Annotated in this window: 10 protein-coding genes; 8 read left to right on the top strand and 2 right to left on the bottom strand. The window is 33.5% G+C overall.

All coding sequences use genetic code 11. The features are described 5' to 3' along the window. Positions 1-267: 267 nt before the first annotated feature. Together QWY78_RS08410 and QWY78_RS08405 are read right to left on the bottom strand one after the other, a co-directional pair. Positions 268-1515, bottom strand: a complete 1248-nt coding sequence (locus QWY78_RS08410; RefSeq protein ID WP_290218656.1) for a site-specific integrase — start codon at positions 1513-1515, stop codon at positions 268-270. A 220-nt stretch (positions 1516-1735) separates the two neighbouring features. Then, complete coding sequence (locus tag QWY78_RS08405) at positions 1736-2620, bottom strand: urea transporter (RefSeq protein ID WP_290218653.1); 885 nt, start codon at positions 2618-2620, stop codon at positions 1736-1738. Between the two features lie 130 nt (positions 2621-2750). Between QWY78_RS08405 and hsdR the strand changes: the two genes are divergently transcribed. The 8 genes from hsdR (at position 2751) to QWY78_RS08365 (ending at position 11800) form a co-directional block, all read left to right on the top strand. After that, complete coding sequence (hsdR, locus tag QWY78_RS08400; protein WP_290218651.1) at positions 2751-5123, top strand: EcoAI/FtnUII family type I restriction enzme subunit R; 2373 nt, start codon at positions 2751-2753, stop codon at positions 5121-5123. 9 nt (positions 5124-5132) lie between these two features. After that, on the top strand, positions 5133-5546 hold the full coding sequence (locus QWY78_RS08395) for a hypothetical protein (RefSeq protein ID WP_290218648.1): 414 nt from the start codon (positions 5133-5135) through the stop codon (positions 5544-5546). Positions 5547-5870: 324 nt separating this feature from the next. Next, the gene (locus QWY78_RS08390) at positions 5871-7316 is read left to right on the top strand and encodes a class I SAM-dependent DNA methyltransferase (protein ID WP_290218645.1); all 1446 of its coding nucleotides are present in this window, start codon (positions 5871-5873) and stop codon (positions 7314-7316) included. After that, on the top strand, positions 7316-9271 hold the full coding sequence (locus QWY78_RS08385) for a restriction endonuclease subunit S (RefSeq protein ID WP_290218642.1): 1956 nt from the start codon (positions 7316-7318) through the stop codon (positions 9269-9271). The genes QWY78_RS08390 and QWY78_RS08385 overlap by 1 nt, the downstream gene beginning before the upstream one ends. A 122-nt stretch (positions 9272-9393) precedes the next feature. Continuing rightward, a complete protein-coding gene (locus QWY78_RS08380; protein WP_290218637.1) occupies positions 9394-9915 on the top strand; it encodes a hypothetical protein in 522 nt (173 codons plus the stop codon). Beyond that, positions 9915-10319, top strand: coding sequence for a helix-turn-helix domain-containing protein (locus tag QWY78_RS08375; protein ID WP_290218634.1), 405 nt, complete (start codon positions 9915-9917; stop codon positions 10317-10319). Before QWY78_RS08380 ends, QWY78_RS08375 begins: the two co-directional genes overlap by 1 nt. A gap of 12 nt (positions 10320-10331) precedes the next feature. Next, positions 10332-10775 (top strand): hypothetical protein, encoded by a 444-nt coding sequence (locus tag QWY78_RS08370; RefSeq protein ID WP_290218631.1) that lies wholly within the window; start codon positions 10332-10334, stop codon positions 10773-10775. Positions 10776-11026: 251 nt separating this feature from the next. Then, positions 11027-11800, top strand: a complete 774-nt coding sequence (locus tag QWY78_RS08365; RefSeq protein WP_290218628.1) for a hypothetical protein — start codon at positions 11027-11029, stop codon at positions 11798-11800. Positions 11801-11898: the final 98 nt, after the last annotated feature.

Genomic DNA, 11898 nt, shown 5'->3' with positions numbered 1-11898 from the left:
GATAAAATCTTGATGATCTGAACTTCTGAAAATTTACTGTTTTTCATAGTCTTCCAAATTTAAAAACTATATTTTTAAATGTTCTTATTTTTGGGGAAGATTACAAAGCATAAAACCCTAATTTTAACATATGAAACGAGAGAGAAAAATCTATGACCAACAATAAAAATAAAGGTATTAATTTAATAGAGTACAATTATTCTAATCTTATAACTGGATTACTTTTTGAAGAAACATATAAATTGGTATTAAAATTAGAAGAGTATCTTAAAACATATTCGTTATCACTTGATCCACTTCACTATCTAGAAAATCATCAAGATAACTTTCTGTCGTGCTAATTCTTTTATGACCAAGAGATTGTTTGATTATGTTAATATTTACATCCTTTCTCAGTGCAGTTGTAGCAAAAGTATGACGTGCAGTATAAAACGTTATATTCTTCTCAATACCACACGATTTAAGCATTTTTTTTAGTTGTATGTTGTAATAGCAACGAACGCTATCTTTACGAGCGATTAATTCTTCTGCAGTATATAAATCTAGATTTTTTTTAAGAATTGGGAAAATATAAGGAGTTTCAAAAGGTCGATAGAGCTTATAGAATTTTAATATCTCTTCAATGATTGGCAAATTTGGTAGTTTTATTTTTAAAAATACCTCTGTTTTATTTCTTACATAATTGAAATGATTGCTGTCTAAATCAGACCACTTTAATTCTGCTAAATCTGTAAAATTCATTCCTCTTGCGTAGAATGAAAAAATGTAAAGAAATCTTGCATTTTTCGCAGCTGGTATAGTACTAATGTCAAAGTCTAACAAACTTTTAAATTCTACTTCTGTCAAGGCTTTCCGTATATTTCTCTTTTTGAATTTGGAAATTTTAAATTCGCGAAAAGGATAAAATTGAGGTTGTACAATTTTGTAATTAATCGCCTTGTTGTAAATCGTTCTTATATTTCTCATATAAACCCCAATTCCTCCGTCGTTTGCTCCTCGCTTTCTTAAGAAATTTTCAAAATCTGTTAAAAATTGAAAATCAATGTTTTCAAAAGCATATTGATCTAAATCTGTTTTAAATTTCCTTAGTGCCGATATTGAATTGCCCATAGACGAGGCATAATTTACTTGATCATTATCTTTGAAAATTTGTATTTCCTTTTCGAAAAGTTCAATAAATGAAAATCCTTTTTTTTCTTTTAAGGAAAAATATTTATCAAAATGGATAAGGTTATACTGTCCGTATTTTTTTTCTAATAGATCGACAGTATCAGAAGCATCATCTTTTAATTTTCTTAAAGATTTATTAAAACTGAGATGATTTCTAAATTTTATTGTAAATTCACTTTGTGCACTGTTCCACTCGGATAATTTGCAAGAATATGGAGTAGAGTAGAACGTTGATTTACGGTCAATAGTTACACGGAGATAGATTGGAAATAATCCTGTTTTTAAAACTTTCTTTTTACATACAATTTTGATACTTGCGCTCATTTTTTTTGGTTTTAGGTACAACATAGGTACAACATGTGGTATCTTTTTGAGAAATTAGATGAAACCAAAAGTAAGAAGCAATATCCGTAACTGCAATATAATCAACGACTTTGAATGTAAATGAAAGCATATGAAAGGCTTCGGGTCGTTTCTCATAATCAGCAAGTCCCTGGTTCGAGCCCAGGTGGGGCCACAACATTGGAAATAAAGCACTTACCGCGAGGTTGGTGCTTTTTTATTTTTATAGAGACTGTAATTTATTTGCCGCAGACGAACGGTTTTTACTACTAGCATTTCTATTTTTCACCATCAAAATAATCCAGGTAGCCGCTACAAAAGGTGCGGTCAGCGTAATGATTCCCGTTCTAGCGAGCCCAATATTTAAAACGGTCGACAAGATAATCGCAAGGGAAATCCAGAGAAAATCCATCCTGTTTTTTCCGCTCAGCGCGATTGCACAAAGAATGGCATTATAACCCATCAAACCAGCATTAAGGGTCGTCAACGGTTCTGAAAACAGCCAACCGATCGCCCATCCTAAAATCGCAGCATACATGGCATAGACCGCATTCAACTGGTTGTTGATAAAAATGGCCACCAGAAAAAGCAGTCCAGTAACCGTATTTTCCTGAAACATCACTTGTCCGAAACTCTTACCAAAGGCAGAAAGAATTTCTAAACCAGCAATGGCTACATCTTTTTCCAGAGACGAGGATAGCAGTGGCAGCTTAACGAGCAAAAGCAAGGAATAGATCAGCAGCCAGGTAACCATCACAAACGGTGCTGTAAATGGTGGCAGAATCTTTTTTAAAAAGCGCATCACAAGAGTGGATAGCGTTGCACCAACAATCAGCGCACCGACGGTCATTGGGGAAACCTCGAAAAAACACAGCACGGCTATTCCCGTTAAAGTGCCATTAAAACCATACAAACCATTTTGGATATCCACTTTTGAATAATTCAGAATCTGCGCAGATATTGTACTGATACATGTTCCGGCGATTGCTGCAAGTCCCAACATCCACGAATTGTAAAAAATTCCAGCTAAAAATAAAAGACCTGATAACCAATTGTTTTGAAACATGACTTGGCCTATGCCACGTAAAATGGTTTCTGGAAATTTCATGCACTTCTGAACAAAAATTGTTTTTAAAAATACAAGAGTACAAAGATTTTTTTTTACGACAATAAATCTTCATTAACAATTAAGTATTATCTTGCAATATTAATAGTCTTTATATTTAAAAGACCAAATTATGAGTAAAAAATTATTTTCGGAAAGAGATATTTGCACTAAATATGTTACGCCTGCTTTGGAGAATGCAGGTTGGGATAGAAAGAAGCAGTTTCGGGAAGAGGTGAATTTTACGGACGGAAGAATTATTGTTCGTGGTAAATTATCTACTCGTGGTAAGAAGAAAAGAGCAGATTACATTTTATATTATAAACCCAATATTCCCATTGGAATTATTGAAGTGAAAGAGAATAACCATGAAGTAGGTTCTGGAATGCAGCAGGGTTTAGAATATGGAGATATATTAGATTTGCCTTTTGTGTTTTCTACAAATGGTGATCGCTTTTTATTTCATGACAAAACAAATGCTACCAATATTGAAAGTGAAATTGAGTTGAATGATTTTCCTTCTCCAGAAATTTTGTGGGAAAAGTATTTGCAATTTAAAGGTATCGCCAATGAAGAATCAAAACTAATAGTTGAGCAAGATTATTTCTTTGATGGATCTGGTAGAGCGCCAAGATATTATCAACAGAATGCGGTAAATCTCACTCTTGAAGCAATTGCAAAAGGTCAAAACAGAATTTTGTTGGTGATGGCAACCGGAACAGGAAAAACTTATACTGCTTTCCAAATTGTTCACCGGCTTTGGAAATCCAGAACTAAAAAAAGAATTTTATTTCTCGCAGATCGGAATTCGTTAATCGACCAAACGAAACGTGGAGATTTCAAACATTTTCGAGATAAAATGACCATTGTTCAAAACAGGCAAATAGACAAATCTTACGAAATCTATCTCGCTATTTATCAAGGTTTAACTGGAAATGAAGAAGAACGGAATATTTTCAAACAATTCAGTCCAGACTTTTTTGATCTCATAATTATTGATGAATGTCATCGTGGTAGTGCAAAAGAAGATTCGGCATGGCGTGAAGTTTTAACGTATTTTAAAACGGCTACTCAAATTGGTCTCACTGCAACTCCAAAAGAAACGGATACCGTGAGCAATGCAGAATATTTCGGTGACCCGATCTATACCTATAGTTTAAAACAAGGAATTGACGATGGTTTTTTAGCACCTTATCAAGTCATTCGTGTGAGTATGGATGTTGATGTGGAAGGATGGCGACCAGAAAAAGAAAAGAAAGATAAAGATGGAAACATCATCGAAGACCGAATATACAACCGAAAAGATTTTGATAGAAATTTGGTTATCGATGAAAGGACCCAAACTGTTGCCAGAAAAGTTACCGAGTTTTTAAAAAATACAAACAGATTCAACAAAACTATTGTGTTTTGCAGAGATATAGATCATGCAGAAAGAATGAGATCGGCTTTGTCAAGTTTAAATTCAGATTTGGTTTTACAGAATCACAAATATGTGATGAGAATTACTGGTGATAACGATGAAGGAAAAAGAGAACTCGATAATTTTATAGACCCCGAACAAACCTATCCGGTAATTGCTACAACGTCTGAATTGATGACAACCGGAGTTGATGCCCAAACTTGCAAATTAATCGTTTTGGATACCGAAATTGGTTCGATGACGAAATTTAAACAAATTATCGGACGTGGAACTCGCGTGAACGAAGAGTTTGGAAAACTCTATTTCACGATTATTGATTTTCGAAATGCAACAGATAATTTTGCAGATCCAACTTTTGACGGTGATCCGGTAAGAATTAAAATTATAGATGAACAAACTCCCGCAGATGATCAATTTGAGGATGAAAATATTGAGGTAGATGAAAAGAAAGAAAATGTTCCCACAGCTGTTCATGACCCAAAAGAACCTTATCCAAATCCTTTCACGGATAAAAAAATCAAGCCGAATAAAATTTATATCAATGGAGTAGATGTTACTATTCTGAATACGAGAGAAATGTATTTCGATAAAAATGGAAAACCAATTACACTCAGTTTAAAAGATTATACCAAAGATTTACTCAGCGAAAAATACGAATCTTTGGATCAGTTTCTATCACTTTGGAAAAATTCTGACCGAAAAGAAGCGATTGTAAAAGAATTGGAAGAGCAGGGAGTTATGGTAAAAGAACTTTTGGAATCTGTAAACAAAGAATGTGACCTTTTCGATATTATTTGTCATGTTGCATTTGACCAAAAACCGCTAACGAGAAAAGAGCGCGCAAACAATGTTAAGAAAAGAAATTACTTTGCCAAATATGGTGAACAAGCAAGAAATGTTCTCTCTGCTTTAATTGATAAATACGCAGATGAAGGTTTAAATACTTTAGAATCTATGGAAGTTCTCAAACTAAATCCGATTTCAGATTTTGGTTCACCTTTGGAAATTGTAAAAACATTTGGCGGTAGGAAACAATATTTAAATGCTTTGAAAGAACTGGAAGATGAAATTTATTCAATTGCCTAATTTTTAAATATGTGTACTATTTCTGATAAAATTATTCTCTGCACCTGCGATGTTAAAAATGTCGAAAATCTTAAACATTACTGGATTCTATTTCGGTATGATCCAGAACAAGGAGATCTTTTAATTGGTCAACCACTTGGACTTTATGAATTCTTACAAACCGAAAATCCGAATAACACTGCTTTGTTATTGAATAAATTAAATACTGCAAATCTCTTTGATCAACCTCTTGAATTTAAAAATAAAGACCGTCTGCAAATATCCATTCATTTCAAAGAGAATAGAAATCCTACTGATTTTGGGTTCGAATACAAAAACGGAAAATGGAAGATAAGTGAATTTGACTATTTCGATTGGAAAAGTCAACACATCGAAATCAAAGAAGGTAAAATAAAAAGCCCAATAAAAAAAGTCATGAAGTGACGACATCAACAGAATAGGACAAAGTCCTATTATTTAAAAAAAACGCAACCAAAAAGTCCCGAAGGGACGCAATCAACAGAATAGGACAAAGTCCTATTATTTAAAAAAAACGCATCGAAAAAGTCCTGAAAGGACGAAATCAACAGGATAGGACAACGTCCTATTAAATCAACAGGATAGGACAACGTCCTATTAAATCAACAGGATAGGACAACGTCCTATTAAATCAATAGGATAGGACAACGTCCTATTAAATCAATAGGATAGGACAACGTCCTATTAAAACAATAGGTTAAACAAATTCCTATTAATCAAATAAAAAACATGAGCATATCAGGAGTTATAGAAAGTATTAGAAAAATAATGTGGCAGGATTCCGGACTGAACGGTGATGCACAACGTTTGGAACAATTGGGTTGGATGCTCTTCTTCAAAGTATTCTGCGACAAAGATCAAGAAATGGAATTGATGGACGAATCTTACGAATCACCAATTCCCAAACGTTTTCGTTGGGAAAATTGGGCTTCAGATGATGAAGGAATGACGGGCGACGAATTGCTCTATTTCGTAGATCGGGAACTATTTCCAGCACTACGGAATTTAGATTTAAGCACCCAAAATCAACGTGCCGTTATTGTTCACGAAGTTTTTGATGGCAATAATAATTACATGAAAAGCGGAATCAACATTCGAAAAGTGTTGAACAAATTAAATGAAATAGATTTCAATTCCACCAAAGACAGACATTCTTTTGGTGATGTGTATGAAAGTTTGCTCAAAGATTTACAGTCTGCCGGAAAATCGGGCGAGTTTTATACGCCACGTGCAATTACGCAATTCATCACGCATATTCTCGATCCGCAATTGGGAGAAAAAATTCTGGATCCAGCATGTGGAACTGGCGGATATTTAACCGCCGTAATAGAAAATATCAAAAAAAATGTGTCTTCCGTAGAAGATCTTCAACTGTTGCAACAAAATATTATTGGGTGGGAATACAAACCATTGCCATATTTGTTGGCAACCACCAATTTAATTTTGCACGATGTAGAAATTCCCAACATCACTTTTCGAGATTCTCTGGACAAACCGCTTTCCGAATATCGGGAAAAAGATAGAGTAGATGTGATCGAAGCCAATCCGCCATTTGGTGGGATTGTTGCCAATAATAACGAAAACAATTTCCCCCAAAACTACCGAACCAAAGAATCTGCAGATTTATTTTTAATATTAATGATTCATTTGCTGAAAATTGGTGGAAGAGCCGGAATCGTTTTACCCGATGGATCACTTACTGGCGAAGGCGTAAAACAGCGCGTCCGTGAAAAATTATTGAAAGATTGCCGTTTGCACACCATCATCAGATTGCCCAATTCTGTCTTTCAACCTTATGCAACGGTGGCAACGAATCTTTTGTTCTTTGAAAAATTGCACCACAACAACGAAACTGCAGAATTTGCTACCAAAGAAGTTTGGTATTACGAACACCGATTACCGGAAGGACAAAAATCGTACAGCAAAACCAAAACAATTAAAGAAGCCGAGTTTGATCCTATTAAAGAATGGTGGAATAACCGAGAAGAAAGCGAAGTTTGCTGGAAAGTTGATATAGAAACTTTAAGACAAAGAAATTTTGATTTGGATATTAAAAATCCTCATAAAGTAGAAGAAGTTCAGGAATTTTCTTCGGCGGAATTGATTGAGAAACTTTCTGCTTCATGCAGTAAATCTGAAAATATTCTTTTACAAATAAAAAATGCAGTTGATTAATGGCAAAAATAAAAGAAATATTTAGTCTTGTAAAAGGAACTTTACAAAGTAGCAAATGTACTCAAGGTGATTATAATTTTATTACTGCATCGAAAGATTGGAAAACTCATAATGAATTTAGCAATGATCACGAAGCGTTAATTTTTGCTGCGGCTGCTTCAGGTTCTTTGGGACGAACGCATTATGTAAATGGAAAATTTATAACCAGCGATTTATGTTTTATTATTACTCCAAAAGATAATAATAAGTTTCCCATAGATTTAAAATTTTATCATATCATATTTCAAACGCTGAAAGATGATATTGTTAAAAATACCAAAGCGGGAACATCTAAAGAAGCAATTGGTTTGAAATCTTTAGGAGAATATGATATTCCATATATTTCGATTGAAAAACAAAGGGAGATATCTGCGAAATTTTTATCATTAACAGATATTTCGGAAAATTTTACAGACGAAAGTAAAAACCAACTCTCCCTCATTTCTCAATTACGCCAAGCATTTCTAAAAGAAGCAATGCAGGGAAAATTGGTAAGCAACGAAACTTCAGACGGCAAAACCGGTGCCCAACTTTTAGCAGAAATAAGAACTGAAAAAGGAAAATTAATTCAAGAAAAAAAGATTAAAAAAGGAAAACCTTTACCTCTAATTTCTGAAGAAGAAATCCCTTTTGAAATCCCTGAAAATTGGGCTTGGTGTAGATTGGGAAACGTTATAAAATCTATGACGAATGGTATTTATAAAGAAGAGAAATTTTATGATGAAAAAGGTATAGGATGTTTTAGAATGTACAATATTAATAATGGTAAAATTAATTTCATCAAACTTAAAAAAATGATTTTAACAGAAGAAGAATATGAGAGATACTTTTTGTCAAAAAATGATTTACTATTGAATCGTGTAAATAGTATTGAATTACTTGGTAAATGTGCCATTGTTCCAGATCTATCAGAAAAATTTGTTTTTGAAAGTAAAAATATTCGTACGATATGTTTTCGGAAGGATTTTGTAGCACCATTTATTAATTATTTGTTTTTGACACCTATTGTAAAAGAGCAAATTTTAAAGTCATTTAAAAAAGTTACTGGTCAGGCATCTATAAGTCAAGAAAAATTAAATCCCTTAATTATTCCACTTCCACCAATCGAAATCCAAAACCGTATTGTTTCAAAATTAGAAGAATTGATGAACTATTGTGATGATTTAGAAACCGCCGTAAAAGAAAGCCAAAATTATAATGAACAATTGTTGCAACAGGTTTTAAGAGAAGCATTGGAGGTGAAGAAAGTAGAAAAACAAGAAGTTTTAGGTATGGTTGCAGAAGAAAAAGCGGTTTATTCTATTTCCAAAAAAGTATTAAAGAATTATGACATTGGAGATTTGGCAATTTTGGCGGGTTATATCATTTCAAAATTAAGTACCCAAAATAGCAAAGATTTTGGGAGAGTAAAACTTCAAAAAATGCTTCATCTTGCAGAATATCACTGTCAATTATCAACCAATTTACAATATCAGAAAAAAGTTGCTGGTCCTTATACTTCAGAATTAGAATATGCCATAGAACCTAAATTGAAATCTTTTCGATTTTTTGATATTAAAAAAGAAAAATTTTCTGCAAGTTCTAAAGTAACTTATACACCGTTATCTGCATCTGCAGAAATACCTTCTTTATTTGAAAGAGAGTTTAAAAATGATGTGGAAAAAATCAATCAACTTTTAGAAAAATTCCGAAATAAGAATTGGGAATTTTGTGAAATGATTTCCACAATGTATGCAGTTTGGAATAATAGATTGATAAAAAAAGAAGTTTTCAGCGATGATATTTTGAAGCAAGATTTCCTACAATGGGATACAGGCAAAATAAGATTTATCGATCAATTGAATTATGCAATTGATTGGATAAGAAAAGAGAAAATAGAACCAACTGGATTTGGGAGATATATTGATAAAGAATAAATCAAACTACGTAAAGTTGCAACTACAATTTTCAAAGTGATTATGATATAAAATAATTATATTTGATTAAGAAATGTTTAAAATAACATATATGTTAATTTATATTTGGAAATAAGATATTTATGGCTAACTTTGCATTAGAAATATTTGACGATGAAAGTCCAAAATGTATGTTCTACACCGTAATGGTAGAAGATGAGGAGTTATCTGAGACAGATCTTTTTTTCAAGAGATTTTTTGAAGATAGTCGGTTTAAAGAAAATGTGATGGAGTTGGCTGCTTTTTTATCTATAACTATTGGAACTAAAAGAGGAGCGTTGAATGATTTTTTTAGAGAAGAAAATGATGCGCATGCGTTACCACCGCCGTTGCGTACGAAGATGGAAGAAATAGAATTTGGAAGAGATTTTCCACTCCGGCTTTATTGTTTAAGATTATCTTCATCCTGTCTTATTTTATTTAATGGTGGAGAAAAAACCAGTCAAAGTGCACAAGATGGCAAAACGAGTATCGCATTTCAGCAAGCAAACGAATTTGCAAAGAAGATTTTAGATGCGCTTTATAATAAGCAAATTAAACTTTGTTCGCAAAACCGAAACATTTTAGATTGCGACAATTCACAACCTTATTTAGAATTATTTTAATGAAAAGTAAATTATTCCAACAGATTTTAGAAGAAACTCCTTTGGAGACTAAAATTTTTGTAGATAAATATTCTGACCTTGTTCTAAGGATTAATCAAATTCTGAAGGAGAAAGGTATTTCCCAAAAAGAATTGGCTGAAAACATGGATAAAAAACCTTCCGAAATCAGTCGATGGTTAAGTGGAAACCAAAATATCACTTTACGAAGTATTGCAAAACTGGAAGCGGAATTAGGGGAAACCTTAATTGAGATTCCTAACAAAACGGTGTCTTCTAAATTTAAAGACGATTATGAAATCACTTTCCATACTTTTACTGTAGAACGAAAAGTAAATAAAGTTGAAAAGAAAAAGAATATCGATACTGCAAATGTAAAATGGCAACCAATGGAACTTGCAGTTTAAATTCTTCCACCAATGAAAAAGATTGATATCAATAAGTTTGATGCAGAGAAACTGCATTTTATTAGTTTCAAGACGATTGAAGAAAATATTTCTGTTCCAGAATTTTTTGATGAAAATTTTATTAATGAATTTGAGACTACAAATAAAGTAGATATCGCATTCAATATCGAAGAAAAATTAATTAGATCTCAATTTGATATTGAGATTGCTACGATTTCGGATAATGAAAAAGAAGCGAAAACGAATTTGAAGTTTGTTTTTATATTCAAATGTGATAACATGGAAGTTTTAGCAAAAGCACAGAAAAAAAATACCGCAGAAATTGATGCGAGTTTAGGATTTTCTGTATCGGCTATTTCACATTCTACAGCGCGCGGCATTTTATTAGTCAAATTAAGTGATACGGTTTTCGCAGATTTTATTTTACCTATCGTAAAACCAAAATTACCAGAGTAGAAGAATTTTTAATAATCATTAAAGTATAGGAGGTTAAAAACCTCTTTTTTTATTACTCACCGACTTTAAAAATAAAACCATTTACTTGTATAATGGTGGACTTTTACAAGCATTATTTGCATGTCTATTTCATCATTTTACCAATACCCAATTTTGCTCAATGCCTTCGCATTAAATCATTTTTTAAACCCGCTTTTAAAAGCTTTTTATTTAAATTTGCCGCTCAACAATAACCCCCAAATCCCAGCACAATGATCGATAAAAACTTCTACCTCGAAAACCTTTCTGCTTTTGATATTCTAATCGAAGATGAGGATCGCAATCAAGCGCAGGTGGTGATATTTAGGGTGTACAGCATTTTGCAAAGAGATAAAATATGGTTGCGGGACGTGGCCACCGAAGAGGAAATTTCTGAAGATGACGAAGCGTTTTTACAGGAAATAGAAGAAGAACTTACCGAACTGGATGCCAAATATCATTTTCGGTTTGATGAATTTTACCAATTGGTACAACAGGAAGTCAAGAAAATGCAAGCAACTTCCCACGTGAACTTGGTAGAAGCTGACTTGGAAGCTGATTTGGCTGACCCTGCTGAGCTTGAGCAAGAGGATTTTTTTTACGATGAGGACGAGCAAGACCTGGATGAATTCGGCCATCTTTCAGACGAAGATCTGGAGATCGTTACCGATTGTATTCTGGAAGCTGCCAAAACACGATTTGATTATCCCGCCTTGGTTCAGGAATTTCTGGGTGATGAAGAATGGATCGACACTGAATTCCTTTTACCGCTCATCGCCGCAAAAGCTTTTGGTGAAACACCAGAGGAAATTGTCGAAAAAATGCTTCCTCAATTCATAGAAGTTGGCTTTTATCTGGATACAGAAGACCTCATAGAACTGGTGGAGGAAAATGCAAAAGTTCTTGGCGCCGAGATTTTGGCTTTTAAAATTGCGTCTGATTCCCTGCAGCAAGGCGCACAACCCAGCGAGATTGTTCAGCAGATTTCGCAGTTATTGCACACGTAAAATTTGATTTATAAAAAACCACTGCATCGCAATTCGCTTTTGCTCAGCTCAATCAAAAATTTGCCGAAGTCAACTGCCGGTTTCCTATGGCGGGTTAC

The sequence above is a fragment of the Kaistella yonginensis genome, from assembly GCF_030409525.1.
GTDB lineage: Bacteria > Bacteroidota > Bacteroidia > Flavobacteriales > Weeksellaceae > Kaistella > Kaistella yonginensis.
The sequence above is the reverse complement of the archived record's forward strand: the minus strand, read 5'-3'. Positions and strand labels throughout refer to the sequence as shown.

Bases quoted from the DNA above. Each gene is read 5' to 3' on its own strand.
- QWY78_RS08405 (WP_290218653.1), bottom strand. From the start codon at position 2,620: ATGAAATTTCCAGAAACCATTTTACGTGGCATAGGCCAAGTCATGTTT.
- hsdR (WP_290218651.1), top strand. From the start codon at position 2,751: ATGAGTAAAAAATTATTTTCGGAAAGAGATATTTGCACTAAATATGTT.
- QWY78_RS08395 (WP_290218648.1), top strand. From the start codon at position 5,133: ATGTGTACTATTTCTGATAAAATTATTCTCTGCACCTGCGATGTTAAA.
- QWY78_RS08390 (WP_290218645.1), top strand. From the start codon at position 5,871: ATGAGCATATCAGGAGTTATAGAAAGTATTAGAAAAATAATGTGGCAG.
- QWY78_RS08385 (WP_290218642.1), top strand. From the start codon at position 7,316: ATGGCAAAAATAAAAGAAATATTTAGTCTTGTAAAAGGAACTTTACAA.
- QWY78_RS08380 (WP_290218637.1), top strand. From the start codon at position 9,394: ATGGCTAACTTTGCATTAGAAATATTTGACGATGAAAGTCCAAAATGT.
- QWY78_RS08375 (WP_290218634.1), top strand. From the start codon at position 9,915: ATGAAAAGTAAATTATTCCAACAGATTTTAGAAGAAACTCCTTTGGAG.
- QWY78_RS08370 (WP_290218631.1), top strand. From the start codon at position 10,332: ATGAAAAAGATTGATATCAATAAGTTTGATGCAGAGAAACTGCATTTT.
- QWY78_RS08365 (WP_290218628.1), top strand. From the start codon at position 11,027: ATGATCGATAAAAACTTCTACCTCGAAAACCTTTCTGCTTTTGATATT.